Raw genomic sequence first — 25,433 nt, forward strand, 5'->3', positions numbered from 1 at the left:
CCCCGGCAGCGGCCCGGGCCGGTCACTGGCCGGAGCGCAGGACTTCCCGGTACGCCTCGCTCCAGTCGGTCGGCAGTGCGGCCTCGGAGTCGACCATCACGTGGCGCCGGATCATTCCGGTGAGCATCGCGCCGAGCGCCAGGGGGCGCAGGTCCGTGTGCGGGTCGACGCCGATTCGCTCACCGGCGATGGCCGCAGCCTGCTGTCCGAAGTCGTCGATCAGGATCAGGGCGTAGTCGCGGACGGAGCGGACCTCCAGGAAGTGGCGACGCAGCCGACGGCGGCGGGTGGTGTGATCGGCGGGCTCCTCCAGGCGGCCGTCGGTGATGGTCACGGCGTGGCCGAACGCATCCCAAAGACCCAGATCGGCGGGTGCCTCGGCGAAGGCGCCGAGGATGACCTGACCGAAGTCGTAGCCGAAGAGCAGGGCCTCTTTGGTGGCGTAATAGCGGAAGAAGGTGCGGTGGGCGACGTCGGCCCGGCGGCAGATCTGGTCGACCGTGGTGCGTTCGAAGCCGTGCTCCTCGAAGAGGTCCAACGCCGCCGTGCGGATGGTCTCGCGGGTGCGTGCCTTCTTACGGTCGCGCATTCCCAGCTCCGCCACGGGGCCCGTCTCCTGCATCGGTCTGCCGCTCCTTGTCGTGTGCCCGTCGCCGGGCGGTTGTCGTGACGGTGGGTCGTACGCCGCCACGAGCAGTACCGAACCATGCCCGGCGAGGCCCGCTCAAGGCGCGCGCCAAGTCTTCGGCGGCCGGTCACAGGAAGTTTGCATGACTGCCTTTTGGCAGTACTGCCAGTTCCGAAATGGTGTGGGCGTCGGCAGCCCCCGTGCTGCCGTCCGCCCCTGCGATCCGAGGAACCAGAGGAACCATGAAGCGGCACAAGCACGTTCTGGCAGCGACGACCTGCGCGCTCGCCATCACCCTGACCGCCGGAGCCTGCACGGCATCCGACGACGCGGTGTCCGGCGGAGGCCCCGTCAAGGCCGCCGCGGCCGACGGCCCGGCGGTCGACGGCGGAACCCTCAAGGTCGGTCTGGACCGGCCGTTCACCAAGCTCGACCCGGCCGACGGCACACTGACCTCGATGCCGATGATGGTCCTGGCCAACGCGCTGTACGACCCGCTGATGGTCAACGGCGACAACGGCGTCGTGCAGCCTTACCTCGCCAAGTCGTTCACCCCCAACGCGGACGCCACCGGCTGGACCCTTCAGCTGCGCGAGGGCGTGAAGTTCAGCGACGGGAAGCCGCTGGACGCCCAAGCGGTCGTCGACCACGTGAAGCGTCTTGCCAAGCCGGAGAGCAAGTGCTCCTGCGCCGCCGACGCGGCGACCATCGGCGCGATGAAGGCCAACGGCCCCTTCACCGTCGACTTCACCCTCAAGGCGCCCAACGCCGCCTTCCCCGGCCTCTTCACCCGCTCGCTCGGCTACATCTCGGAGACCCCCAACGGCGAGGGAGCGGCGGTCGGATCCGGCCCGTACACCGTGGAGAGCGTCCAGCCGGGCGTCTCGGTCACCGTGGCGCGCAACCCCGCCTACTGGGGGGCCAAGGGTCACGCCGACAAGATCGTCTACCAGGTGCTGCCGGACTCCGACAGCCGCTACCAGTCCCTGCGCTCCGGCGATGCCAACCTGATCTGGACCGAGACCCCCGCCCAGTTCAAGCAGGCCGCCGGCGACGGCCTGCGCACCGCCACCGGGCCCGGCTCCACCTCCACCGTCCTGTTCAACACCAAGGCCGCACCCTTCGACGACCCCCGTGTGCGCCAGGCTCTCCAGTACGCCGTCGACCGCGAGGCCGTGGAGAAGGTCGTCTTCCTCGGCCAGGGAACGGTCTCCGACGGCCCGATCGGTTCCCGCTCCCCGTACCATGCCGCGAACACTTACCCGGCCCACGACCCGGCGAAGGCCCGCGCCCTGCTCGCAGAGGCCGGCCACCCGGACCTGTCCTTCGACTACCTGGTCGACAACCGCCCCGAGGCCCAGCAGCGAGCCACCGTGCTCCAGCAGATGTTCGCGGAGGTCGGGGTGAAGATGACCATCAAGCCAATGGACGCCGCAGGCCTGGGCACCGCGATGTTTCAGCGCAAGTTCCAGGTGATGGATTTCGTCACGAGCATGTTCGGCGACACCGACTCCGCGCTGAACAGCCTCTTCACCACCAACTCGCCCTACAACTTCACCGGCTACAGCAAGCCGGAGACCGAGCAGGCGATCACGACCGGACGCGCCGAGCTGGATGCCGCCAAGCGCGGCGCCGACTACAACGAGGCCGCCAAGGCGATCGTCGCGGATGCCCCGATGCTCTTCCTCGCCGAGAATCCGGCCGGTTTCCTCGCCTCCGCCGAGGTCGGCGGACTGCCCGACCTGTCCAGGCGGACCGTCGTCAACGTCTCCCCGGCCGGCCTGTGGGTGAAGAAGTGACGTCTGGGACTCTCGGCGCCGCCGGGCGGCTCGGCCGCGCGGCCGCCGTCCTGCTGCTGGTCACCCTCGCCGCGCTCGCCCTTCCGCACCTGATGCCCGGATCCCCTGCGCTCGCCGCGCTCGGGCCCACCGCCACCCCGAGCAGATCACCGCGTACGAGGCGAAGCTGGGGCTGGACGAGAACGTGCTCGCCGCCACCTGGCGCTGGCTCGGCGACGCCCTGCACGGCAACCTCGGGCACTCGCTGAGCACCGGCGCCCCGGTCACCACCGAGCTGGCCGACCGGATCCCGGTCACGCTCGAACTCTTCGTCGCCGCCCAGCTGGTGGCGCTCTGCCTGGCCCTGCCGGTGGCCCTGCTCTCGGCCTGGCGGCCCGGCGGCCCGGTGGACCGGATCGCCACCGCGGGGGCGTTCGTCTGGCTCGCCGTACCCGGCTTCGTGCTCGGCCTGTTGCTGATCTGGATCGCCGCCGTGCAGCTGCGGATCCTGCCCGCCACCGGCTGGACGCCGTTCACCGAGGACCCGGCGGAAAACCTGAGGCACCTGGTGCTGCCCGCGCTCACCCTCGGCCTCACCGAGGCCGCTGTCTTCACCCGCACCCTGCGCGGCCAACTGCTCGACACCCTCGACCAGACGTACGTCGCCGCCGCCCGCAGCCGCGGCATGGGCACCACGCGGCTGCTGCTGCGGCGCGCACTTCGGCCGTCCTCGCTGCCGTTGGTCACTCTGATCGGGATCGGCATCGGGACGTCGCTCGGCGGCTCGGTGCTGGTGGAGACGCTGTTCGGGGTACCGGGTGTCGGAAGCCTCGCCGCGGGCTCCATCAACGCCCGCGACTTCCCCGTCATCCAGGCCGTCACGGTGGTCAGCGCCGCCGCCGTCGTTGCCGCCACCCTCGCGGTGGACCTGCTGTACCGCAAGCTCGACCCGAGGATCGCCCATGACCACCGCTGACACCACCCCGGCGAAGACCGCCAGCACCGCCCGTCCGGCCCGGCGGCGGCCCCCGGCGGGCGTCCTCGCTGCAGGCGCCTGGCTCGGCGTGGTCGCACTCGCCGCGCTGCTGCTGCCGCTGTTGCCAGGATTCGACCCGCTGCACGGAGATTTCACCGCACCCTCCGCCCCGCCCGGCCCGGGCCACTGGCTGGGCACCGACGCCTCCGGCCGCGACGTCCTCCAGCGCACCGTCGCCGGCGCCCGTGCCTCCTTCGCGGTCGCCGCGCTGACCATCGCCGTCGGCCTCATCGGGGGCGGCGCACTCGGCCTCGCCGCCGGCTGGTTCCGCGGCCCGGTCGACAAGGCCATCGGCTTCGCCACCGACCTGCTGATGTCCGTACCCACGCTGATCCTGGTGATGATCGTGGTGTCCCTGCGTGGCCCCAGCCTGCCCGTGATCGGCGCACTGATCGGCCTGTTCACCGTCCCGCACTTCACCCGCGTGGTCCGGGCGGTCGTTCTCGCGCTCAGCGAGCGTGGATTCGTGCAGGCCGCCCGCATGATCGGCACCGCCCCGCTGCGCATGATGCGCCGCGAGATCGTCCCGCACGTCGCACCGGCCTCACTCACCTTCGCCTTCACCGCAACCACGGTCGCCATCGTCGCCGAGGGATCGCTCAGCTTCCTCGGCTTCGGGCTGCGCCCGCCGGAACCGTCCTGGGGCGGCGTCATTGCCGAGGGCCGTACCACTCTCGGCAGCGCGCCCTGGATCTCACTCGCCCCAGCCGCCGTGCTCTGCCTCACCGTCCTCGCCCTCAACTACCTCGGCGAACAGCTGCGTTCGCCCGCAGCGAAGGGAGTACGCGCATGACCACCCCAGTGCTGGACGTCCGCTCGCTCGACACCACCCTGGACACCCCCGACGGCCGGTCGTTGCACATCCTGCACGGCATCGACCTCACCATCGACGCCGGCGAATGCCTCGGCGTGGTTGGCGAGTCCGGCTCAGGCAAGTCCGTCCTCGCCCGCACCGTCCTCGGCGTCCACCCCCGCACCACCCGGGTCGCCACCACTGGGCAGGTTCTGTTCCAGGGCGAGGAGCTGCTCGCCGCCACTCCCGACCGACGCGCCGAACTCCTCGGCACTGGCGTCGCGATGGTCCACCAGGACCCGATGACCTCGCTCAACCCCGTCATCCGGATCGCCGACCAGATCACCGAATCGATCACCAACCGGCGCCGGCTCTCACGCCGCGCCCGCCGCGATACCGCCACCGAACTCCTCGCAGCCGTCGACGTCCCCGACCCGGCCCGGCGGGCCCGCGCCTACCCGCATGAGCTCTCCGGCGGTCTGCGCCAGCGCGCCGGCATCGCCGCAGCCCTGGCCGGTTCCCCCGCCCTGCTGCTCGCCGACGAACCCACCACCGCCCTCGACGTCACCGTCCAGCGCACCGTCCTCGACCTGCTCGACCGCCACCGTGAGACCCGCGGCCTGGCCACCCTGCTGATCACCCACGACATCGGCCTGCTTTACGGCCGGGCCCGGCGGATCGCGGTCATGTACGGCGGCCGGATCGTCGAGACCGGCCCTACCGAGGTGGTCACCGAACGCCCCGCCCACCCGTACACCGCCGCGCTGCTGCGCTCCGTTCCTCGCGTCACCGGACCGCTGAGGCGCACTCTGCCGGCCATCCCCGGCTCGCCACCGGACCTCTCCCACCCAGCCGCGGGCTGCCCGTTCGCGCCGCGCTGCGAGCGCGCCCAGGCCGTCTGCGCCACGGCGGCGGCCGCCGTCCACCTGGCCGGTCCCGGGCACACAGCCAGCTGCCACTTCCCCCTGACCATGTCGGAGAACGCCGCATGACCGCCGTCCTGCACGCCACCGGACTCTCCGTGGTCCACCGCACCCGATCCGGGCCCCTGCACGCCGTCAGCGAGGTCGACCTGACCCTGCACGAGCGCCGCACCCTCGCCCTGGTCGGTGAGTCCGGCTCAGGCAAGAGCAGCATTGCCAAGGCCATGCTCCGGCTGCCCCCGCCCACTGCCGGCACCGTCACTCTCAACGGCACCGACCTCGCCACCCTCACGCCCCGCGCCCTGCGCGCGCTGCGTCCCCGAATGCAGATGGTCTTCCAGGACCCGCTCTCCTCGCTCAACCCACGCCGCAGGGTCAGCGACCTGGTTGCCGAACCGCTTGACGCCCACCCGGATCCGGCGCGCGACCGCACGGCCGTCGTGGCACGACAGCTGGATGCGGTGGGCCTCCCGCCCGCTCTGTTCGGCGACCGCCGCCCCGGCCAGCTCTCCGGCGGCCAGGCCCAGCGGGTCGCCATCGCCCGGGCGCTCGCCGCCGAACCCCGCGTACTGATCGCCGACGAAGCGGTCTCCGCACTGGACGTCTCCGCCCAGGCCACCGTGCTCAACCTGCTCCGCCGACTCACCGAGGAACGCGGCCTGGCAAGCCTGTTCATCTCGCACGACCTCGGCGTGGTGCGGGCGGTCAGCGACGACGTCGCCGTGCTACAGCTCGGCCGGCTCTGTGAACAGGGCCCAACGGAGGAGGTGCTCGCCGCCCCCGCCCACCCCTACACCGCCGCCTTGCTCGCCGCCGTCCCCGAACCCGGCCGCCCCCTCGGCGACACCGGCCTACTCCCCGCCGACCCGCCGTCCCCGTTGGCCCCGCCCTCCGGCTGCCGCTTCCGAACCCGCTGCCCACTCGCCGACGCCCGCTGCTCAGCAGAGACACCCGCGATGCGCGAGGTCGCCCCGGGCCGCACAGCCGCGTGCCACCGGCCGTTGATCTCCTGAGCAGCGCGCGAGCGGTGGGCTCGCCCCTTCGATATGGCCGTCACCGATACGGGCAGCCGGTGCGCTCACACGTCCTGACGCAGCGGAAGCCGGTGTGGCCGCTCGTGCTGTCAGGAGAGTTGGCCGCGTGGGCGGCTACGCGGTAGCGGTTGCAGCAGGACGCGTGGCACATGTGCGAGCCGCCGCGCGTCACCTTGGCGGTGCCGGTTGAGGGACCCTTCGGGTGGCCGACGGCTCGCCCAGGGGGTGGGTCGTCGACCACCAGTCGGCGCACCGATGCACCCTCCCTGTCAGACGTCGCGACCGGGAACCCCGGACTCGACGGTGCAAACTTGCTGAGCAGGACCAGCAGCCGGAGGACCCGCCCCGACCGGCGCACAGATCAAGGCCGCACGATGAGCGGCACGTGGCCCGTCTCCTTCTCCGATCACACGGCCTACTGTTAAAGAATGAGCAAAGTTGAGCATGAGACCGGTCCCCAGGGGCTGCTTGTGTGCCCAGTTTGCAAGCACCCCGTGGCCCCCACGATCATGAGACGGCACAAGACTCTCGGAGTCTTCGTGCCCGTGCGGGGCCCGGGCCCCTGCCACAACCCCGACTGCCCCGAATACCTGGAGGAGCCGGAGCGCAGCAGTCCCCAGGACCACTGACATCAAGACATGTGACCCCCCGACGGACGACGCTCGCGGCCCGGGAGAGTGACTCACGGTGAGCGTCCGAATCCCGGACTCGTCATGCCGGTGATGAACCTGACCCCGGGCAGGCCAAGAGAACGTGGAAGACGCAGTGGCAGACCACGGTGATCGGCTACCTCGTCCAAGTCTTGTCCGAGGGCCCGGCTGTCGCGTCGGGAGGGCGCCGGATTTCACGGATCCGGGATGGGGTTGACTCGTAGGACAAGGCCGTTGGTGCTGGTCAGCCGGGGTTCGGGAGGGCGACGAGTCGCTGGATCGCGGTGGTGATCACGTCGGTCCAGGGCCGGTGGCGGGTGAACCGGAGGATGCGGCGGCGTCCGGTGGTGACGAGGTGGGCGGCGGCGGAGAACAGTCGCAGCCGCAGGTGACGGGGCCGAACTGACGGAGAAGATCCGCGAAATCCACGCCGATTCCGGCGGGATCTACGGCTTGCCGCGGGTGCACGCCGTACTCAAGCGCGAGGGAGTCCACGTCGGGCGTAAGCGGGTCGAGCGCCTGATGCGAGAGGACGGTCTCGCGGGCATCAGCCCGCGCCGCAAGGGCTTCACGCGCCGGGATCCCAAGGCCACGCTCGCCCCGGACCTGGTCGAGCGCGACTTCACCGCCGATCCACCGAACCGGCTGCGGGTCACCGACCTGACGATGATCCCCACCACCGAGGGCCCGCTGTGGCTCTCGGTGATCCGCGATGCGTTCTCCCGCCGCGTCGTTGCGCGGGAGACCTCCGCCCGCGCGGACGCCGACCTGGTGCTGACCACGCTGGAGTACGCGCTCGCCACCCGTGAGGTCGAGCCAGCACAGGACGAGGTAGCGAAGAGCGCGTACCCGCTGTAGCGGCGGGGTGGCGGGCCCCGTCGACAGCGCTCTGCGCCTTCGGCGATCACGCTGATGCGTACGCTGTACGAAGCGCGACTCGAACCGGTCCCTTGCCGACGCCGGCTGCTGTCGCCACGTCGGCCATGCCCGTGGGCCTGGGCCTCGACGGCCACTGAGCAGAACGCCTCCAACCGTGCGGTAGTGAACAGGAACGCGTTCACCCGCTCACCTTCATCCCAGCCGATCCCGTGGGACCAGCGGCAGCAGAGCTCGCATCGTCTCCTCGGGGTCGGGGACGGAGATCGCCAGCCGGCTGAACGGTGCACCCCGACGCAGTTCCACACACAGCACCGGCCTGCCGGCCCGTACCAACGCGAAGTCCTGTCCCTCCCGGAGATGCCGGATACCCGCGCACAGCCGTCCGGGAATCCAGGTGCCCCGACCGCACCCACCGCGAAGCGCACGCCACCAGTCGGGCTCGACATGGAGCCGGCGCAGCGCCGACACCGGAACCCGCACATCGCGGTGGCGTGCCGCTGCCTTCTCCCGCCAGGACAGGCCAACGACGATATCGGTGCCCTCGATTACCACCCGCGCCATGTACTCTCCCTCTCTTTGTGGTGCTGCGAGGTTGGCGTGGTTTGGTGCGTGGCGATCTTCAGACCCGTTCCAGGTCTGCACCGTGCCGTCAGATTTTCCTCAGCACGACGTGCTGAGACAGTCACCCGATGCCGATTACTGAAGACTGAGCCCGTAGGCATCCGGGGTGCGTTGCCGGGCTCAGTCATGCACGGTCATGACACATCGATCGGGCATCGAGGGCTTTCTTCAGCCTCCGACTCCTCCGGGGCAGCAGATCCCACCTCAGGCATATCCGACGGCTCCAATCCCGTCGTCCGCAGGGCCGGCCAGGACACGAAGGCCGGCCACGGCCGCACGGGCCCGTGCGGCCGTGGAACCGACCTCAGTCATCACACTCCCGCAGATTCTTCACCGCAGTGCCCTGCCGACGATGGAGTCCTCTCGTCGCGGACTTGTCCGGGACGGGGCGTCTCGCGTCGGTGGGTTCGGAATCTTTTGTAGTCCGGTGGTCTCTTGGTTCCGGGCATTGATCGCATCGTCGGCGAGGCGACAGACTCATCGGAAGAGGCTGGCACTGAGCTGCTCGGCCGCGGGATGCTGGGTTTGATCTCCTTGCAAGCTCTGCCTCGAACGTGTCCCATCGGATCTCTGCTACGACCTTCTGCTGCAGCCGCTGTCCCGGGCCTCGGCGGAGTCCGCAGCCTCCGGAGTAACTGCTGCGAAGTCCAGGTCATCGCCGCTGGACAGACGCGTTCGTTTGGGTTTCGATGGATATCTGCCGTACTTGATGAGCGGTCATGCGGCAGAGGGCGGCCGGGTCCCCGGTCACATGTCGGCGCGTGGGGTCCGGCCCGCTGGTGCGGGGAGCCACGGGCATGTATGTCGTCATGGCCGGCCGAGCCGGAGCCTCGTTGCGGACGTGCTTTGAGAGCGGCATCCCTCCGCAACGCGGCAGGGTTTCTGTAACCCGCCAGTTCGTTCTCCACGCGGCGACGACCCCTCCAGTGATGACTGAGCGTGATCATCTAGGTCCGCGTTCTACCGAATGCGCGAATTTTTATGCGAGCCCCCACGGCCGCAGGCAGGAGATCTCTGATCAGTCGGGTGGCTCGGGGACGGGGCGGGATCCCGGACCTGGCGCTGGGGATGGCTCCGCGTCCGGCCGGGGCTCGGGTTCGCAGGGACCTGGCACGGACGGCGATTGCGGGTCGTGTGGCACTGGATCCGGCTGGCTGGGGACGGGTCCCGGACCTTCAGGGGAGGGTTTTGTGGTCATCGCTCTCGTCCTTGCGTTGTGCGCCACCGAACTTTTGGATGAACGCTGGGAAGGAGCTTTCAGGCAGGCGCGTCCGGCTTGTGATCAAGGATATCCGCGGTGGCATTCCGGAGTGGCATAGCGCATATCTGCATTCTCGGGTGTCTGCCCACGTACCGCCCGCGCCGAAGCGGTCACTCATCGAATACGAACAGCCGCTCAGCTCAGCGCGGAACAGCCGCAACCTGCCCCGGGAGGGAATCGACAGTGATCGAGCCGAACCCCTCACGCCGCCCTGCGACTTCTTCAGTGGTCAGGACCGGGAGTGCCCGGCCGGCCATGAGCGCTGGCGGTGGTCTCAAGAGGCGACCGGAGTCTTCAGAGGGGAACCTGGAACCACGGGCGGCTGTGCTGGACCTGGGAACGGGAAGCGGGGTGGACTTGGCCGTACGGGTCGCACAGTTGGGTGGAATGGTGACTGCCGTCTGCGCGACCAGTCGCTCGCGCGGCGCAAACGATTCTGTCCTGCTCGCGGCTCACAGGATGGCGGAGCTGGGAGTCGGTGCCCTACCCATCTGTGGTCAGGACGAGCATCTGAAGGGAATGCTCACCGACCGTGACATCGTGACCAAGGTTCTGGCGGCCGACAAGGTTCCCGTGGCAACCACCGCCGGTGAACTGGCTCAGGGGAAAGCCATCACGATCGGCGCCGACGACGACGCATGGGAGGTCCTGCGCACGATGAGTACCCACAAGGTGCGTCGGCTGCCCGTCATCGACGGCCACACCCTGGTCGGCATGGTTGCCCAGGCAGACGTCGCCCGCGCCTTGCCCACCCCGGCCGTCGGGGACTTGCTTGAAGCGCTGTCCAAGGACTGACCGGGCGGATGCACACCCGACCGGCAAGGAGGTGTCCCCACCATGGACCGAGGAAGCAGCCGTCTCAGCCCCCATGAGGACGATCAGCGCAAGCACGAACTGCAGGGACTCCTGCGGTCCGGCCACACCACCCGCGCAAACGAGGCGTACGACCCCGAGCCTCCCGCCGACGACGACGTGCGCGTTGACCCGGGCGGTCCCGTCCCCCCACCAGGTGCGGAACGAGAGCGAGCGCGCGCCGAGGCCGAGGCCGAGGAACTCAGAGCTGAACTCGCGCGTCGCCTGAGCCGCGCGGTCTTCCCTGCGGACCGTGCGTCCCTCTTGCGCACTCTTTCCGACGCGTACGCTCCGGACGCGCTGATGGACGCGGTGCGAGAACTTCCCATGGACGACCGGTATGCGAACGCTGGAGAGATCACAAGGGCACTGGGATACCGGCCACGTGTCTGAACCTCGTCGGGGCAGTGCTGTCGCGCACGGACGAAGCACTCAAGCGTACGCCGCCCAGCGCAACATGACCCGCCAGCCGTCGCCCAGCACCACGGGCCGTCGGCCCGGGGTGCTGCAGTAGGCTGCGCTGGCGATGGACACGCACGCCGCATCCGAGCCGATCCGGCACGATCCGCCACATGACGCGATCATCCCCGGTCCGCCGATCCGGCAGCTCTTCCGGGACGTCATCGCAGACCGCCTGCCGGACCGGAGGCCACCACAGGCGGCGATGCTGTTCGGCTCCGAGGCCGACCCGTCCTGGAACGACCGGAGCTTCCTCGCCGACTTCTGCAACGAGATCCTCCACCAGGACACTTGCCAGCCGGACACCGCCGACGGCATCCCCCTGCTCGCGGCCCTGGTCGTCGACGACCGGGTGCCCGCCCGACACCGGTTCCAAGCGGTGAACTTGCTGTTCAACGCCGCCACGGTTGCCGAGCGACACCTCGCCGAGAGCTGGCCGGCCACTCCCCGGCATGCCGATCCCGACAGCGAGGCCCGGGCCCGGATCGCCGTCCAGTCCTGCACGCCGGACCTGCTGGCCCGCTGGCCGGCCGAATGCCCGGCGGTCTGGCTGGCCTTGGGCGGCCTCGCTGTGGTCTTCCCGACGGACCGAACTCTGCCCGCCCTGACCCCGCGCCTGCGGGGCTTCGCAGACCAGCACCCCTCGGGCACCGACATCGGAGACTACGTGCGTTTCGTCCTCGCGCTGGCCGCCCAGGACGACGACCAGATCCTCGCGGAAACGGAGAGGTTCACCGACGCCTACTGGACGGGCACCGCGCGTGGAGTGCCGGCACTGGCGCGAGCCCTCCATCTCCTCGGCCAGATGCTGACCAGGGTCGGAACCGGACTCAACCGGTCGCACGCCGGGCAATGACGTCACCTGTGGGCAAGGCGCACTGCGTGTCGCCCGGGCTGCTATTTCTCGTGAACAATCACGGGCCTCAAGATCCGCAACTGCCGCCCAGACCGGCAGACAAACGCTGCCCCTGGAAGTGAACGAAGCCGACGCGCCCACAGCCCAGCTCTCGGCAGGTCCGTGTGAGCTGCGACGGTCTTCCGTGCTTCATTGCCTGGAGGAGAGCAGTGACCATCTGGAAACGGACCTGACTCTCAAGGGCAGGCTCAGGCCCGCGCGGCGGCTTCGTAGAGATCGAGCAGCCGACCGCGCGTCGCATGCAGCCGTCGGGTGAGCACCATGCCGACCCATTGACTGATGGCGAATCCGAACTCGGGGTCCGATTGACACAGCGCCCGGACCTCGGGAGCGTCGAATTCATAGGCGCGGACGGGGCTCAATGTCTCGGCGCCCAGTTCCCACTCGAAGGGCGGGAAGAGCCAGGACAGTCCGACCAGCTCGCCCGGCACCAGCGTTTCAATCTCCGCGCGACGACGGTGCGGAAGCTGTGCATCGAGGGTCACCGCCCCGGTCTTGAGGATCCAGAAGCGGTCGGCGATGGTGTGTTCCTCGAAAAGCCGCCGCGCCGCGGGGAACAAGACGTTGTCGGCAAGGCTCAGGAGATGGTCACGGTGTGCGGGCGGCAGAGACGTGATCTTGAGTGTGGTGGTCATCGGAGTACTCCTCCGAGGAGCGGCTCTGTGTGGAGGGCGGAATCCTCATGTCGCCCAATGGATTCGCTCACTGCTGCAGTACACGACTGCATGGGAGGCGACACACGAGGAAATGCCCGGAGCGCGTCGGCTCGTGCGGTCACAAGGTTCTGGCGACCTCTCGTATCGGAGTTGTTCCCCGCCACGGCAGAAGTACGCGGCAGACCGGACCGTGACGCCCCACTTGAACCGGGTGTGGCGACGCGCCGACCAAGCGACCACGACCCGAACCCCGACCATGAACGCGCGGAACAGGCGGTTCGCTGAACAGGCTGCTTCTGGAGGTGATCGGGTGGAACGACGAGCAGATGGCCGGCGTTGCGCTGCTGATAGCGGAAGTCGGGGGTGTACGGCCCCGATGCGCGGGCCGGCTATGAGCCGCGGGCAAGCAATCGGGAACGGTGGGACCGGCGAGGAGAGACTTCTTCAGCCATCGGGCAGGAACGAGCGGTGATCCGACGGCTGAGTAGCGTTACTGCCTTCGGCCCCCCTTCTCCTGCCGGAGGGCGGAGGTCTTGTGCTGTCCGACAACCCTGCAATCCTGGCCTGCAGGCCATGCCGTTCGGATGCCGCGCTCGGCCTGCTGTGGTGCGCTGTGTCTCCGTATGCGATCACACCCGCCCCGCGTGAGGATCGGGTTACGGGCGGTGGTCCGGTTGCGCCCCAACCCCTGTGCAGGGTTGGCACCCTTCCCCGGTGCTCCGGTCCGCTTCCCGGCCTGCACCGCCAGGGGGGGCCGGTCGCGCCAGCGGCGGCGGAACGCGTAGACAGGTCCCAGGACGGAAAGCCGACCTGCACTTTCCGTCCATCACCGCTTACCTGGAGGCCGTCCTTCAGGCTGTGGAGCCGTTCTCCGGGTGTGCCGACGTCCACGGAGCACCGTCACCCGGCAACGGCCCCCACACCAGCGCTCCCCGGTGAAACCCGGGAGTGGCCTCGGTCATCAGCGGGCCGGTGCCTTGGGTGACGGCTTCAGCCACGGTGTCCAGAAACTCGCTGAGGCATCCGTACCCGGGGAAGGTGAGCGGTCCCGACGGCGGCTCACCGTCGGCCTGGCTGAAGGTGGCGAGGCGACCTCCAGCCTCGACTGCCAGGCCGCCCCACGGGGCAAGGGAGTAGTCAGCGACAGCGAAAGGTACCCAGGCACCCCAGAACTGCTCGGCATTCCCTCCGCTGTTCCGGACTGCCACGATCGCCTCAAGCGGCAGCAGATGGTGCTGGGCAAGGAACAGACCCGGGGCGTACTGGTCAGGGTCGCGATCCAGGGCTGAGGCGTCGACCGTTCCGTCGCACATCATCAGCAGCGTCACCAGGTCGGCGGGCAGGCCCACCCCCAGCTCGTCCTCGGCGGAACGAACGGCGGCCACGGCCGCGCCCGGCCGCAAGGTTGCGTGCGAGGCGGGCGCGTGCACCGCCAGCCAGTCAGTGATGGCGGCCCAGGCAGGCAGAACGTCACGCATCATGTCCTTCATTGAGCAGCGCGGGCCACTTCGGGTCATCGTAGGTGGTGTCGTTGTACGGTGATCGCGGGTGCCGTCACCCTTCGCCACCAACCGTCCGCACGCACTCCAGTCCGGCGTAGCCGATGTTCTTGGCCCGGTTCAAGCCATTGTTGGCGGCAGGGAATCCGGGCGACTTGTACGTCGCCGCGAACGGGAACGTGCAGCCAAGGTTCCAGCTCGGTCCGTGCTCAAGCGGATCCAGGACAACGAACCGAGAGTATTGACGTGCACACGTCTTGACTGGTGGTCACTGTCGCACGCACCGTTGCTGGGCCGATCTTTCCAAGGGGGGTACGTGAACAGCAAGTTGCTCGGCGCGTCCACGGTCCTGGCCCTCTTGGCTTTGGTGGGCGCCTTGCCGGCGCCTGCCTCCTCCGAGCCGCGGCCTTCAGGTGCCCTGCCGCTGGGCGCCGTCGGCTTGACCGAGACCCGCAGCACGCGGACGCTGCAGCCCGGTGTCACCCTCACGCGGATCGTGCGCGGTGGCGACGCCCCGGCGCTTGCGTGGACGGTCGAGGTTTCCATACCCGGCGGTGCCACCTCGCCGGACCCCGACGCGCCGCCGACGGCGCTGAAGGACCGGGCGAGCGCCGACGAGCTGACTGCCGATGTTCAGGGGAACGGCTTCGACGCCCGGGTCGAGGAAGTCACGACTCCGGCCGTCGCCGACTACACCGCTGGAACGCTTGGGTGGCGGGTCCGGGTCGGGCAGTTCGACTCGCAGTCCGCCGCGACGGCCGAGCTCACCCGGCTGAAAGGGGCCGGGCACGCCGGGTCCGTCGTGTACACCGGCTGGGACGGCAACCCCGAGGACCGTGGCCCGTGGCGGATCGACGTGCTCACCATCGACCCGGACCGGTTCCGCGGCGGGCTCAAGGCGTCGTACGGTCCCGATCTGGAGAACCGCGAGAAGACCAGTGAGCTGGCGGCCGCGGCCGGCGCGACCGCAGCGGTCAACGCCGGGTTCTTCGTCCTCGACCCGCGAGCCGGAGCGCCGGGCGATCCGGCGGGCGTCGGCGTCTACGACGGCCGGCTGCTGAGCGAGCCGGTGAACGGGCGCCCCGGCCTGGTGATGCGCGACTCCGGCCGGCACAGCGAGGTCGCCCGGTTCACCTGGAAGGGACGGGTCGTCGGCCGGGACGCGTCGCAACCTCTGGACGGCATCGACCGCGTGCCGGGTTTGATCAGGAACTGCGGCGGCACCGCCGACGACACTCCGACCTCGCTGCCCCTGCACGACGTGACCTGCACCGACCGCGACGAGCTCGTCGCCTTCACGCCTGAATACGGTCGGCAGACGCCGCAGGGCGACGGCCTCGAGGCCGTACTGGACACCCGCGGACGGGTCCTGGAGCTGCGCTCACCACGCGGCGGACCGCTGCCGGCCGGCGGCAGCTCCGTGCAGGCGACCGGCACCCGCGTCGCCGAGCTGGCCGCCCTGGCGCAGGCCGGCCGGCCCCTGCGGGTCGAGAGGACGTTGCGGGACGGCAGCGGCCGTAAAGTCTCCCCGTCACCGGCGACGAGCATTCTCAACGGCGGTCCCGAACTGGTCCGCGACGGACGCCTGCACGTCACGGCTGCGACCGACGGGATGGTGCAGCCAGGCAACGCGAGCTTCTACTACGGCTGGGTGCACAAGCGCAATCCACGCACGCTGGCCGGGGTGGACGCCGCCGGCAGGACCGTACTGGTCACGGCCGACGGACGCAGCACGGACGCGCTCGGGCTGAGCATCCCCGAGAGTGCCGCCGTCGCCCGGGCACTCGGCCTGCGCGACGCGGTCAATCTTGACGGTGGCGGGTCGACCACCATGGTGGTCGACGGAGAAGTGATCAACGACCCGTCCGACGCGGCCGGTGAACGCCCCGTCGGGGACGCACTGCTGATCCTGCCCGACCGGGGCTGACCCGGCCCGGTCCGAGAACGCCCGAGCCGACGACCTTCGACCGCCAGGAGCCGCCATGACCGCCGTCCCGATCCGCCGAGCCCGCCTCCTGCTCGTCCTTGCCGCGCTGCTGCTCACCCTGGCGTCGACCCCGTCGGCGCCAGCTACCGCGTCGACGGTGTCACCTGCCGGGCGAGCGGGCGGGTTCGGGCCCTCGTCCCGGGGTGCCGAGGTGGTCGCGGTCACCCAGGTCGCCGACCGGCAGGTCGACTTGTCGGTCCGTTCACCGGCCCTCGGCGGCCGGACGGTGAACGTTCGTCTGCTCACGCCCGATGGCTGGGATCCGGGCGACCGGAGCCGGCGCTGGCCGACCCTCTGGCTGCTGCACGGCTGCTGCGGGGACTACACGTCGTGGACCAGTCGGACCGACGTCGCGCGGACCGAAAGCCTGCGCGACGTCCTCGTGGTCATGCCGGAGGCCGGCTGGGACGGCTGGTACAGCGACTGGTGGAACTACGGCCAGGGCGGTGACCCGGCGTGGGAGACCTTCCACACCAAGGAGCTGCGCCTCCTCCTTGAGCACGACTGGGGCGCGAGCAGGAACCGCGTCGTGGCGGGACTTTCGATGGGTGGCCAGGGCGCCCTGCTGTATGCCGCCCGGCACCCCGGGATGTTCAAGGCGGCTGCGGCGTACTCCGGCTCTGTGCACCCGCTGCTCAACGACGAGTCGGTGAACCGCATCATGGGATTCTTCGCCGGTCAGGGCAATGACCCGCTGAGGGTCTGGGGCGACCCGGTTGCGCAACGTGACATCTGGGCGGACCACGACCCATTCCACCTGGCCAAGCGCCTCAAGTCGATCCCCGTCTACCTGTCCTGCGGCGACGGCACCACCGGCCCCTTGGACCCGCCGGGCACCTCGAGCGCGCTCGAGGCGGACTTCAACAGGCAGAACCAGGCCCTTGCGAGCGAGCTCGGACGCCAGGGTGCGAAGCGCGTGACCACTCACTTCTACGGACCGGGGACCCACGGCTGGCCGTACTGGCAGCGTGAGTTGCACTCCTCGCTACCGATGCTGCTCCACGCCCTGCGGGCCGACGGCTGAACGGTCATGTGCCGAGATCATCCGCCCGGGCATCCCCGCCGCGCCATGGCCAGCCGTGTCTGGGACGAGCCCCCGGCCGGCCAAGGGAGATCGTGGGATCGTCGCCGGTCACGGCGATCTCGTCTGCACGCTGCGCCAGTTCCACCACCGGCTCGCTCCGGGTGTCCCGCCCCCGAATCCGCACGTCGCCCCGCCTCCGCTGGAAAGATTCGGTCCATGAACGACATCACCCCTGCCCAGAGAGCCCGCGAGCTGCTTACCCAGGCATCCCAGCACCCGGTTGCCAGTCCTCAGCGCGACGCGCTGGTGGCAGAAGCCGCCGTGTGGGCACGGCTGGAGCACGCAGCCATCATGGAGCATCACACGGCCGTAGCGGTCGACATCGAGTCCGCCCTGGCCGCTTTCGCCGACCCCGTGCAGAAACTCGGCAGGGAGGTCGGCAACCTGACCGAGCACATCGAACTCAGCCAGAAGTGAGCGAGCACGCGGAGGGAGGGCATCGCGGTGGTCATGTGCTGCGATGACGCTGAGGCGCTGGGGCAGGCCGCGCGGCGAGCTGCCCTTCGAGACCGCTGAACGCCGACTCGGGGAAGGCTCCGTCCCCGTGCTGTGCACCGACGGCCTCCTCCAGGCACCGGACCGGGATATGGACGCCGGGCCCGACCAGCTGCCCCGTACCATGGCCGGCCCCGTACGATCGCTCGAGCAGCTCTGCGGTGCCGTGGCGACCACCCTGCTGTCAGGGCCCCGAACCGGTGACGCGGCCCCGCTCCTTGCCCGCCCCCGCGTTCTGGAAGCAGGACGGGCCGTCCACCGGGAGCTGCCGGTCGACCCCGCGCAGGTCGCCCGCGCGCGTATCTTCACCACCCGTCAGCTTGCCGACCGAAGGTCTGCAACCACCCGTCCTCACCACCGAACTGATGGTCAGTCAGTCAGCTGGCCGGCAAACGCCATCCGGCACGCGTGCGGCCCGCTCTCCCTGCGCATCCGCGAGGTCTCCGACGGCAGTCTCAGCGCCCCGCACCTGCGCTGCGCGCACCAGCGACGAGGGCGGCCGCGGACTGTTCCCGGTGGCCCGGCTCGCCTCCCGTTGGGGCGCCCGCTGCGACCGCGACGGCAAGACCATCCGGGCCGAGCAGCCCCTTGTTCCTGTCGGAGATCCTTTCGGAGTACCTGGTCCCGGCGATGTGAGGGCCGGAGCGATCGGGTTAGTCTGTCCGTCGTACCGGACACGGGGTGCCCCATCCGAGGGCTGAGATCACACCCGTCGAACCTGAACCAGTTCGTACTGGCGGAGGGATGTCTTCCATGCCTTTGGCGCATGTATCCGGCGGTCTGCCCGCCGACGGCCGGCAGACCGTCTTCGACGGACGGATGCCGGCGGCCCCCGGCGACCTCCGTGTCGAAGCGCACGGTATAGAGCCGGTCCCCGAGAGCAACCGCTACGGCGGTCCCGGGCGCCTGTTCACCGTATGGTTCGCTCCCAATCTGACCATGACCGGCGTGTTCACGGGCACCGTGGGCATCGCCCTCGGCCTGGACTTCGCAGCCGCGCTCACCGCCGTCGTGCTGGGCACCGTCCTCGGCGCGGTGCCCACCGCCTACCTGGGCACCTGGGGGAGCCAGACCGGTGCCGGGCAGCTGCCGCTGGCCCGGCTGGCCTTCGGCCGCGGCGTGGCGGTGCCCGGCATCCTGCAGTGGCTGTCCTCGGTCGCCTGGGACGCGCTGATCGGGCTGTTCGGCGGGGACGCGCTCGCGCGGCTGTGCGGCTGGCCGTTCTGGCTCGGTGTCCTGGTCATGCTGGTGGCCCAGGGCGTCCTCGGCGTGCTGGGCTACGAGGCCATCCACCGGCTTCAGATCGTCATGACCTTCGTGCTCGCGGCCGCATTCGCGCTGATCGCCTGGCGGCTGCTCGACGGTGTCCACCCCGCCGGCAGCGGCAGCGGCACCGCGCACGGCGCCGACCAGGTCGGCGCGTTCGTCCTGACCAGTACCATCGCGCTGAGTCTGACCCTGTCCTGGGCTCCATACGCCAGCGACTTCAGCCGCTACCTGCCGCGCACCACCTCGCGCCCACGCATGTTCTGGTGCACGCTGCTCGGCCTTGTGGCGTCCTTCGTGGCCGTCCAGACACTCGGCCTGTGGGGTGCCTCGGTGCTGACCGACCAGACCGCCGCGGGTGTGGACGAGCTGCTGGGCGGCGGGGCGCTGGGCGCGTTCGGGCTGCTCGCCGTGGCGCTGGCGGCCCTCAGCAGCAACGCCATGAACGACTACAGCGGTTCCTTGGCGCTGCAGACCGTGGGAGTGCGCCTTCCGCGCCCGGCGGCGGCCGCCCTCGCCGCCGTGCTCGGCTTCCCTCTGGTGCTGTGGATGCACGCTGCCGACACCACGGCCCGCTTCCAGAACGTGCTGCTGTTCGTCGGCTACTGGATTCCCGGTTTCGTGGCGATCATCGTCGTCGACTGGCTCGCCCGGGCCCGGGCGAGGGGCGGCGCCGCGATCGACCTCGCCGCCGAGACCGCCCGGGCACAACCCGGATGGCCCCCGTTGCTGGCGTTCGTCGTCGCCTTCGCCGCCGCCGTACCGTTCATGGACACCAGTCTGTACGTGGGCCCGGTGTCGGCCGCCCTGCACGGCGCCGACCTCTCGTACTACGTGGCGTTCCTCGTGGCCCTGGCGGTATACGCCCCGCTGCGGCTGCGTCACCGACCGCAGGACTGACCGCCGTCCCCCGGCGTCCCGACACCATCCCCTCCCGCACGGAGCGAATCCGAATGCCCTCGACATCTGCCGATCCCGCCGTCTTCGTCCCACAGGCCCTCGCACGCGTGCGGGCGGACTCCCCGTTGGTGCAGTGCCTGACCAACTCGGTGGTCACTGGATTCACCGCCAACGTCCTGCTGGCGCTGGGCGCTTCACCGGCCATGGTCGACATTCCCGAAGAGGCCGGCCCGTTCGCCCGGATCGCCTCAGGCGTCCTGGTCAATCTCGGCACCCCGCACGCGGAGCAGCGCTCCGCCATGGTCGAGGCCGCGCGGGCAGCGGCTTCGGCCGGTACGCCGTGGGTGCTCGACCCGGTGGCGGTCGGCGCCCTGCCGGTACGCACCGCGCTGGCACGAGAGCTCCTGAAGCTGCGGCCGGCTGTGATCCGGGGCAACGCGTCCGAGATCATCGCGCTCGCGGGCGCGGGCGATGGCGGTCGCGGCGTGGATTCCTCCCACGGCGTCGAGGCCGCCGAGGAATCAGCACGCGCGCTGGCCCGTACGACCGACTGCGTGGTCGCCGTGTCGGGGCCCGTCGACTTCGTCACCGACGGGGTGCGCTGTGCCCGGATCGCCCATGGGGATGCCCTGTTGACCCGGGTGACAGGTGGCGGCTGTGCGCTGGGTGCGGTGATGGCGGCCTTCGCGGCGGTCGACGAGGACCGGTTCGCCGCGACGGTGGCCGCCGTGGCCGTGTACACGGTCGCCGCCGAGCTCGCCGCGAAGGAGGCCTGCGGGTCCGGCAGTTTCGCCGTCTCGTTCCTGGACGCGCTCGCCGCGCTGGAGGAATCCGACCTCGCCGAGCCGGCGGTGCTCTCGTGACCGTGACACCGGTGGATCTGTCGGTCTACCTGGTCACGGACGCAGCCCAGTGCGCGGCCCGCGGCCGGAGCGTGGCCGAGACCGTCGCCCTGGCGGTGGCCGGAGGCGTCACCGCCGTGCAGATCCGGGAGAAGCACGCCGCCGGGAGGGCGTTCCTGCGTACGGTTCTGGAGGTGGCCGCGGTCGTCCCCGAACGGGTGGCGCTGATCGTCAACGACCGTGTGGACGTGTTCCTGGCGGCCCGGGCAGCCGGGGCGCGCGTCACCGGGGTCCACGTCGGCCAGTCGGATCTGCCGCCGGCCGCGGTACGCGAACTGATCGGTGAGCACGCGGTCCTGGGCCTGAGTGCCGCCACCCCCGACGAGTTGCGCGCCGCCGCCGGGGATCCGGCACGCGTCCACCACATCGGCATCGGCGCGCTGCACGCGACCCGGACCAAGGCGGATGCCCCGGCCGCACTCGGCCATGCCGGTTTCGCCCGCCTCGCCCGGCTCAGTGACCTGCCGGCCGTGGCCATCGGCGGCGTCACCCCGGCCGACCTGCCACGCCTGCGAGATGCCGGGGCGATGGGTGCCGCCGCCGTCTCCGGCATCTGCGCCGCCGAGGACCCCCGAACAGCGGCCCGCGCATACGCCCGGGCATGGACCTGCAACCGAGAGGAGAGCCACGCATGACCGCGCCGCCCCGCGTGCTGACGATCGCCGGATCCGACTCCGGCGGAGGAGCCGGAATCCAGGCCGACCTGAAGACCATGCTGGCGCTCGGCGCCCACGGAATGAGCGTGCTCACGGCGGTCACGGCACAGAACTCCCTGGGCGTGCAGGGCGCATGGGAACTCCCCGTGGAGGCGGTGCGCGCGCAGTACCGCAGTGTCGTGGACGACATCGGTGTCCAGGCGGTCAAGACGGGGATGCTCTCCTCGCCCGAGCTGGTCACGGTGGTCGCCGAGCTCTTGTCGGACGTGGCGGCCCCGGTCGTCGTGGACCCGGTGAGCGTGTCCAAGCACGGCGACAAGCTGCTGGCCGATGACGCGCTGGATGCCGTACGGACCGCGCTGCTGCCGGTCGCGACGGTGGCCACGCCGAATCTCGACGAGGTCGCGCAGCTCACCGGCATCACGGTGACGGACGAAGCAGGCATGCGCCGTGCCGCCGCGCGGCTGCTCACGTACGGGCCCCGCTGGGTGGTGGTGAAGGGCGGACACCTGCAGGGCGAGGCGGCGGACCTGCTGACGGACGGCGAGGAGGAGCACTGGCTGCGCGCCCTGCGGCACGACAACCGCCACACCCACGGCACGGGCTGCACGCTCGCCTCGGCCATCGCGGTAGGCCTGGCGCAGGGCCACCCGGTACCGGATGCGGTACGCCGGGCCAAGGACTACGTCACCGTGGCGATCGCGGCGGGGTTCGCGCTGGGGGCCGGCATCGGGCCGGTGGACCACGGCTGGCGGATCCACGGGCGCGCCTGAGCCAGTGGATGAGTCCCGCACCGCCGGGCCGCGACATGGGCCCCGCCGGGCGGTGCCTGTGTGGAGACGTTCCTGGCTGTGGTCCTGCTCCGTGCCGGATTCCTCGTCACGAAAGCGCCGGCATCAGGGCTGTCCGGCGCGTCCGTTTTGACTCCCTCTTCGTCGGGCCTTGCAGCGCTGCCTGTGCGGGGTCACTTCATGAAGCGTGGCGGCCCGTCGGCGCCGGCCGGGCATGAGGGTCGAACCGCCCGGGCCGGCAGCAGCGGCACCGGGCCGGGGTAACCCCCACGAACCAGGCAGAACCGTGCGACCAGTACGGACGAGGGTGTCGGCACGCGCGGGGCCACACCCGCAGGGCTCGCGTTCAGTGCAGGTCGGCCCGCGCGGGGGTGTCGTCGAGGAAGCCGCCCGACTGGTGCTGCCACAGCTTCGCGTAGGCGCCGTCCGACGCGAGCAACTCCTGGTGCGTGCCCTGCTCGACGATCCGTCCGCGGTCGAGGACGACGAGCCGGTCCATGGTGGCGACCGTGCTCAGGCGGTGCGCCACCACGAGCGCCGTCCGCCCCTCCATGAGCCGCCACAGCGCCTCCTGGACGAGGATCTCGCTCTCGGAGTCCAGGGCGCTGGTCGCCTCGTCGAGCAGCAGGATCGGCGCGTCGCGAAGGATCGCCCTGGCGAGGGCTACCCGCTGGCGCTGTCCGCCGGACAGCTTGACACCGCGCTCGCCCACCATGGTGTCGAAGCCGTCCGGCAGCGCGTCGGCGAACTCCGTGACATGCGCCGCCTCGGCCGCGCGGCGGATCTCGGCGTCGGTGGCGTCCGGCCGGGCGAACGTGATGTTGTCCCGCAGCGTGCGGTGGAACATCGCCGGGTCCTGCGGCACGTAGGCGATCAGGCTGCGCAGGTCGGCCTGGCGCAGCGCACTGATGTCCTGACCCCCGATCAGGATCCGGCCGGCGTCGATGTCCGTCATCCGCAGCAGCAGCCGGCTGAGCGTGGTCTTGCCCCCGCCGGACCGGCCGACGAGGCCGATTTTCGCCCCGCTGGGCACAGCCAGGTCGAGGCCCTCGAAGAGCGGCTCGGCGCCTGCATGGGCGAAGGTCACGTGCTCGAAGTGGACGTCGGCGGCCCGGGACAGCAGCGGCTGCGGCGATGCCGGGTCGAGAACGGTCGGTGGCCGCAGCAGCAGTTCGGTGAACTGCGCGGCCTCCGTCATCGAGCTCTCCAGGCGGCGGTAGATCTGGTTGAACTCGAACATGATCCGCGTTGCGTTGGTGTAGTACGTGAAGGCGACCACGATCGCCTCCACGCCGTGCCCGCCCCCGCCGATCGCGACCGCGAGCAGCAGGCCCAGCGCGTTGGTCAGCACGGACATCGGTGCGACCAGTGTGTCGATGCGCAGGTTGCCGTAGTCCCACGACCGCAACGTGAGCCGCCGCGAGACCGCGACGCGGGAACGGTGCTCGGCGGCCTCGCGCTCCTCGGCGGCGAACGCCCGGACCGTGTCCATGTTCATCAGGCTGTCGGCGACGTGGCCAGACACCCGGGCGATCGCCTCCTCACGCTGGTCGACGAGCGACTGGCGGCGGCGGATGAGGGGCGTCACGCACAGCGCCGTCAGCGCGATCATCGCCAAGAGCCCGACAACGAGCAGCGGTTCGTAGTGCCAGAGCACCACCGACCCGAACACCAGGGGCACGAAGCTGCCCACGACCGAGAACGTCAGCGTGTCGACGAACTCCTCGAAGCGGGACGCGAAGCTCAGGACCCGCTTTGTCAGCGACCCGGCGAAGTTGTCGTGGAAGAACGTGGCGTCCTTGGCGAACAGCTCGTCCATGCCGATCACGTACAGGTGCTCGATGCCGAGGGCGTCAAGGCGGTTCAGGCAGTGCAGGCCGACGCGCCACAGCGCCTCCGCGAGCAGCAGGACGCCGGCGAAGCCGAGGATGTAGGGCAGCGTCGGGCCGATGGCGATTCCGGCGTCGCCGGCGATCCGGCCGACCAGCTTCGCGACGAGCAGCGGCGCGATGTAGTTGATGCCGATGTTGCCCAGCGCCGGCAGCAGCATCGCGGGCACCGTCAGCCGCCGGAGCCGGGCCAACTCCCGCCCGTAGTAACGAAGGGCGAGGAGCACCGAGCCCCCGCCGGGCGGAACCTCGCGTGATTCAGGCAATCCCATCCACCCCTGTGTTGTCGTGCGGCAGCTCGTCACGCGCTTCTCCGGGGAGAAGCCGTTGCCCCATGTCCGTGCGGAGCTTCGGTTCGAGTGAGTGCCTTCGCCCAGGTCGTCTTCCGGAGGCGGGGCACGACGGCGGAGCCCCCGCGCTGCTCGTGGCGACGCATCCGCGCGAGTACGGGGAGGCCAGGAATCGCAGTGTCCCGCGGGGCGCCCGCGGTGTCCAAGCGTTTTCTCAGCCGACGGCTACCCGCAGCCGCTGCACAGGCGTCGGCGAGGCCGGCGCCCCGACGAGCGCCTCGCCGGAGAGCGGGCCCGGACCAGCCCGCGGCTCCAGCCGTTCTCCGCACCGAATCCGACAGCTCGGAGAAGAGCGAGAACGGCTGCGTCACGCGCCCTGCGTCGCCGGCTCGGACAACAACTCGACGCTCTCAGCAACAGAGACTTGACCACGCGCGTCGGCGAACTGACCCACCACAACCATCAGCTCGCCGACCAACTCCAGCGAGCCAAGTCCGAAAACGCTGCTCTCAACAACAGCCTCACCAGCCTGCACAACGACCTCGCCGATGACCTCGCGGCCGTGCGCGTCGCTGTCGAGGAACAGCATCAGCCAGTTCCCGACACCGACGGCGGACTCCAGGTGTACGTTGGGGCGGGGCAGGCACGCCTGCAACGTGTCCTGCCGGTCGTGGTTGCCGGCGAGGCAGTAGACCGGGGTGGGGGGCGTGTCCGGGACCTCGCCCATCCGCTCGTACGCACCCGGCTCGCCGATGTCCGCCAGGTCTCCGGTGGCGACCACCAGCGCGGCCTCCGTGATCGCCTGCGTCGCGTCGGCGAGGACCGCCGCGAGCCCGTCGTCGGGTTCGTGGGAGACGAACCTCCGAACCCCGGGAGAGTCCTGGAAGTGCGGGAAGCCCTCGAATGGGGCAGGGATACCGATGTCGCATGCCGAGGGGGAACGCTGTCTGAACACGGGGCCGGACTTGCGGCCGCCTCGGACGGAGTAAATCTTCCCGAGGACGCCCGGGTGACAGTCCGGGTGGGCCGCGTACTGATCGAGGTCATTTCCAGTGGGCAGCCCCCCAGGGCGTACGCGCTGGGGGTCGCGCAGGACATCCGACCGGGCGAAGGAACCTGTGGGACGCCGAACCCCTCCCCGGCGCCCAGTGCCGCATCGCGCACCGCGCACCGCATGGTCTGCCCCTG

At 70.4% G+C, this 25,433-nt stretch carries 24 protein-coding genes, 1 pseudogene and 1 riboswitch; of the genes and pseudogenes, 16 read left to right on the top strand and 9 right to left on the bottom strand.

Annotated features, from left to right (window positions below):
* Positions 1 to 22: 22 nt before the first annotated feature.
* Entirely contained in the window at positions 23 to 622 is a 600-nt protein-coding gene (locus tag OG609_RS41925) for a TetR family transcriptional regulator (RefSeq protein WP_327277556.1), read from the bottom strand.
* A gap of 248 nt (positions 623 to 870) precedes the next feature.
* On the opposite strand from OG609_RS41925, the gene OG609_RS41930 reads away from it, so the two are divergent.
* The 5 genes from OG609_RS41930 (at position 871) to OG609_RS41950 (ending at position 6,171) form a co-directional block, all read left to right on the top strand.
* Positions 871 to 2,427, top strand: coding sequence for an ABC transporter substrate-binding protein (locus OG609_RS41930; protein ID WP_327277557.1), 1,557 nt, complete (start codon positions 871 to 873; stop codon positions 2,425 to 2,427).
* 184 nt (positions 2,428 to 2,611) lie between these two features.
* A complete protein-coding gene (locus tag OG609_RS41935; RefSeq protein WP_327277558.1) occupies positions 2,612 to 3,382 on the top strand; it encodes an ABC transporter permease in 771 nt (256 codons plus the stop codon).
* The gene (locus OG609_RS41940; protein WP_327277559.1) at positions 3,369 to 4,235 is read left to right on the top strand and encodes an ABC transporter permease; all 867 of its coding nucleotides are present in this window, start codon (positions 3,369 to 3,371) and stop codon (positions 4,233 to 4,235) included. Before OG609_RS41935 ends, OG609_RS41940 begins: the two co-directional genes overlap by 14 nt.
* Positions 4,232 to 5,227 (top strand): ABC transporter ATP-binding protein, encoded by a 996-nt coding sequence (locus OG609_RS41945; RefSeq protein ID WP_327277560.1) that lies wholly within the window; start codon positions 4,232 to 4,234, stop codon positions 5,225 to 5,227. The genes OG609_RS41940 and OG609_RS41945 overlap by 4 nt, the downstream gene beginning before the upstream one ends.
* Positions 5,224 to 6,171, top strand: a complete 948-nt coding sequence (locus OG609_RS41950; protein WP_327277561.1) for an ABC transporter ATP-binding protein — start codon at positions 5,224 to 5,226, stop codon at positions 6,169 to 6,171. Before OG609_RS41945 ends, OG609_RS41950 begins: the two co-directional genes overlap by 4 nt.
* Positions 6,172 to 6,211: 40 nt before the next feature.
* On the opposite strand, the gene OG609_RS41955 is transcribed toward OG609_RS41950, so the two are convergent.
* Both OG609_RS41955 and OG609_RS41960 read right to left on the bottom strand, forming a co-directional pair.
* On the bottom strand, positions 6,212 to 6,343 hold the full coding sequence (locus OG609_RS41955; protein ID WP_382910148.1) for a hypothetical protein: 132 nt from the start codon (positions 6,341 to 6,343) through the stop codon (positions 6,212 to 6,214).
* A 743-nt stretch (positions 6,344 to 7,086) separates the two neighbouring features.
* Positions 7,087 to 7,239: pseudogene (locus OG609_RS41960) on the bottom strand (IS1380 family transposase); the annotation flags it as partial.
* A 5-nt stretch (positions 7,240 to 7,244) separates the two neighbouring features.
* On the opposite strand from OG609_RS41960, the gene OG609_RS41965 reads away from it, so the two are divergent.
* Positions 7,245 to 7,700 (top strand): IS3 family transposase, encoded by a 456-nt coding sequence (locus OG609_RS41965; protein ID WP_327278365.1) that lies wholly within the window; start codon positions 7,245 to 7,247, stop codon positions 7,698 to 7,700.
* A gap of 213 nt (positions 7,701 to 7,913) precedes the next feature.
* Here the strand turns inward: OG609_RS41965 and OG609_RS41970 are convergent, their stop codons facing one another.
* Positions 7,914 to 8,282, bottom strand: a complete 369-nt coding sequence (locus OG609_RS41970) for a hypothetical protein (protein WP_327277562.1) — start codon at positions 8,280 to 8,282, stop codon at positions 7,914 to 7,916.
* A 1,708-nt stretch (positions 8,283 to 9,990) separates the two neighbouring features.
* On the opposite strand from OG609_RS41970, the gene OG609_RS41975 reads away from it, so the two are divergent.
* The 3 genes from OG609_RS41975 (at position 9,991) to OG609_RS41985 (ending at position 11,770) form a co-directional block, all read left to right on the top strand.
* On the top strand, positions 9,991 to 10,398 hold the full coding sequence (locus OG609_RS41975) for a CBS domain-containing protein (protein ID WP_327277563.1): 408 nt from the start codon (positions 9,991 to 9,993) through the stop codon (positions 10,396 to 10,398).
* Positions 10,399 to 10,440: 42 nt separating this feature from the next.
* Positions 10,441 to 10,848, top strand: a complete 408-nt coding sequence (locus OG609_RS41980; RefSeq protein WP_327277564.1) for a DUF2795 domain-containing protein — start codon at positions 10,441 to 10,443, stop codon at positions 10,846 to 10,848.
* A 133-nt stretch (positions 10,849 to 10,981) separates the two neighbouring features.
* The gene (locus tag OG609_RS41985) at positions 10,982 to 11,770 is read left to right on the top strand and encodes a hypothetical protein (RefSeq protein ID WP_327277565.1); all 789 of its coding nucleotides are present in this window, start codon (positions 10,982 to 10,984) and stop codon (positions 11,768 to 11,770) included.
* 248 nt (positions 11,771 to 12,018) lie between these two features.
* Here OG609_RS41985 and OG609_RS41990 read toward each other — a convergent pair whose 3' ends face one another.
* Entirely contained in the window at positions 12,019 to 12,465 is a 447-nt protein-coding gene (locus tag OG609_RS41990; protein WP_327277566.1) for a Crp/Fnr family transcriptional regulator, read from the bottom strand.
* 872 nt (positions 12,466 to 13,337) lie between these two features.
* The gene (locus OG609_RS41995) at positions 13,338 to 13,967 is read right to left on the bottom strand and encodes a hypothetical protein (protein WP_327277567.1); all 630 of its coding nucleotides are present in this window, start codon (positions 13,965 to 13,967) and stop codon (positions 13,338 to 13,340) included.
* Between the two features lie 334 nt (positions 13,968 to 14,301).
* On the opposite strand from OG609_RS41995, the gene OG609_RS42000 reads away from it, so the two are divergent.
* The 3 genes from OG609_RS42000 (at position 14,302) to OG609_RS42010 (ending at position 17,473) form a co-directional block, all read left to right on the top strand.
* Positions 14,302 to 15,912: a phosphodiester glycosidase family protein gene (locus OG609_RS42000; protein WP_327277568.1), complete on the top strand. Its 1,611-nt coding sequence runs from the start codon at positions 14,302 to 14,304 to the stop codon at positions 15,910 to 15,912.
* A gap of 55 nt (positions 15,913 to 15,967) precedes the next feature.
* A complete protein-coding gene (locus OG609_RS42005; RefSeq protein ID WP_327277569.1) occupies positions 15,968 to 16,996 on the top strand; it encodes an alpha/beta hydrolase in 1,029 nt (342 codons plus the stop codon).
* 216 nt (positions 16,997 to 17,212) lie between these two features.
* Positions 17,213 to 17,473 (top strand): hypothetical protein, encoded by a 261-nt coding sequence (locus tag OG609_RS42010; RefSeq protein WP_327277570.1) that lies wholly within the window; start codon positions 17,213 to 17,215, stop codon positions 17,471 to 17,473.
* 262 nt (positions 17,474 to 17,735) lie between these two features.
* On the opposite strand, the gene OG609_RS42015 is transcribed toward OG609_RS42010, so the two are convergent.
* Positions 17,736 to 17,909 (bottom strand): hypothetical protein, encoded by a 174-nt coding sequence (locus tag OG609_RS42015; RefSeq protein ID WP_327277571.1) that lies wholly within the window; start codon positions 17,907 to 17,909, stop codon positions 17,736 to 17,738.
* Between the two features lie 309 nt (positions 17,910 to 18,218).
* Positions 18,219 to 18,313, top strand: a riboswitch (TPP riboswitch).
* Here OG609_RS42015 and OG609_RS42020 point away from each other — a divergent pair.
* From OG609_RS42020 to thiD, 4 genes are all read left to right on the top strand, one after another.
* Entirely contained in the window at positions 18,305 to 19,717 is a 1,413-nt protein-coding gene (locus OG609_RS42020; protein WP_327277572.1) for a purine-cytosine permease family protein, read from the top strand. It overlaps the preceding riboswitch by 9 nt.
* A gap of 53 nt (positions 19,718 to 19,770) precedes the next feature.
* A complete protein-coding gene (gene thiM / locus OG609_RS42025) occupies positions 19,771 to 20,580 on the top strand; it encodes a hydroxyethylthiazole kinase (RefSeq protein WP_327277573.1) in 810 nt (269 codons plus the stop codon).
* Positions 20,577 to 21,254, top strand: coding sequence for a thiamine phosphate synthase (gene thiE / locus OG609_RS42030; protein ID WP_327277574.1), 678 nt, complete (start codon positions 20,577 to 20,579; stop codon positions 21,252 to 21,254). Before thiM ends, thiE begins: the two co-directional genes overlap by 4 nt.
* Complete coding sequence (gene thiD / locus OG609_RS42035) at positions 21,251 to 22,048, top strand: bifunctional hydroxymethylpyrimidine kinase/phosphomethylpyrimidine kinase (protein ID WP_327277575.1); 798 nt, start codon at positions 21,251 to 21,253, stop codon at positions 22,046 to 22,048. The genes thiE and thiD overlap by 4 nt, the downstream gene beginning before the upstream one ends.
* 364 nt (positions 22,049 to 22,412) lie before the next feature.
* On the opposite strand, the gene OG609_RS42040 is transcribed toward thiD, so the two are convergent.
* Complete coding sequence (locus OG609_RS42040; RefSeq protein ID WP_327277576.1) at positions 22,413 to 24,227, bottom strand: ABC transporter ATP-binding protein; 1,815 nt, start codon at positions 24,225 to 24,227, stop codon at positions 22,413 to 22,415.
* Positions 24,228 to 24,612: 385 nt separating this feature from the next.
* Positions 24,613 to 25,200, bottom strand: coding sequence for a metallophosphoesterase (locus tag OG609_RS42045; protein WP_327277577.1), 588 nt, complete (start codon positions 25,198 to 25,200; stop codon positions 24,613 to 24,615).
* Between the last annotated feature and the right edge of the window lie 233 nt (positions 25,201 to 25,433).

The sequence above is a fragment of the Streptomyces sp. NBC_01224 genome, assembly GCF_036002945.1.
Taxonomy (GTDB): Bacteria; Actinomycetota; Actinomycetes; order Streptomycetales; family Streptomycetaceae; genus Streptomyces.

Coding starts and splice junctions, on each gene's coding strand:
- OG609_RS42040 (WP_327277576.1), bottom strand. CDS start 24,227: ATGGGATTGCCTGAATCACGCGAGGTTCCGCCCGGCGGGGGCTCGGTG.
- OG609_RS41950 (WP_327277561.1), top strand. CDS start 5,224: ATGACCGCCGTCCTGCACGCCACCGGACTCTCCGTGGTCCACCGCACC.
- OG609_RS41975 (WP_327277563.1), top strand. CDS start 9,991: ATGGTGACTGCCGTCTGCGCGACCAGTCGCTCGCGCGGCGCAAACGAT.
- OG609_RS41930 (WP_327277557.1), top strand. CDS start 871: ATGAAGCGGCACAAGCACGTTCTGGCAGCGACGACCTGCGCGCTCGCC.
- OG609_RS41990 (WP_327277566.1), bottom strand. CDS start 12,465: ATGACCACCACACTCAAGATCACGTCTCTGCCGCCCGCACACCGTGAC.
- OG609_RS42005 (WP_327277569.1), top strand. CDS start 15,968: ATGACCGCCGTCCCGATCCGCCGAGCCCGCCTCCTGCTCGTCCTTGCC.
- OG609_RS41940 (WP_327277559.1), top strand. CDS start 3,369: ATGACCACCGCTGACACCACCCCGGCGAAGACCGCCAGCACCGCCCGT.
- thiD (WP_327277575.1), top strand. CDS start 21,251: ATGACCGCGCCGCCCCGCGTGCTGACGATCGCCGGATCCGACTCCGGC.
- OG609_RS42010 (WP_327277570.1), top strand. CDS start 17,213: ATGAACGACATCACCCCTGCCCAGAGAGCCCGCGAGCTGCTTACCCAG.
- OG609_RS41925 (WP_327277556.1), bottom strand. CDS start 622: ATGCAGGAGACGGGCCCCGTGGCGGAGCTGGGAATGCGCGACCGTAAG.
- OG609_RS41980 (WP_327277564.1), top strand. CDS start 10,441: ATGGACCGAGGAAGCAGCCGTCTCAGCCCCCATGAGGACGATCAGCGC.
- OG609_RS41955 (WP_382910148.1), bottom strand. CDS start 6,343: ATGTGCCACGCGTCCTGCTGCAACCGCTACCGCGTAGCCGCCCACGCG.
- OG609_RS41985 (WP_327277565.1), top strand. CDS start 10,982: ATGGACACGCACGCCGCATCCGAGCCGATCCGGCACGATCCGCCACAT.
- OG609_RS42020 (WP_327277572.1), top strand. CDS start 18,305: ATGCCTTTGGCGCATGTATCCGGCGGTCTGCCCGCCGACGGCCGGCAG.
- OG609_RS41945 (WP_327277560.1), top strand. CDS start 4,232: ATGACCACCCCAGTGCTGGACGTCCGCTCGCTCGACACCACCCTGGAC.
- OG609_RS41970 (WP_327277562.1), bottom strand. CDS start 8,282: ATGGCGCGGGTGGTAATCGAGGGCACCGATATCGTCGTTGGCCTGTCC.
- thiM (WP_327277573.1), top strand. CDS start 19,771: ATGCCCTCGACATCTGCCGATCCCGCCGTCTTCGTCCCACAGGCCCTC.
- OG609_RS41995 (WP_327277567.1), bottom strand. CDS start 13,967: ATGATGCGTGACGTTCTGCCTGCCTGGGCCGCCATCACTGACTGGCTG.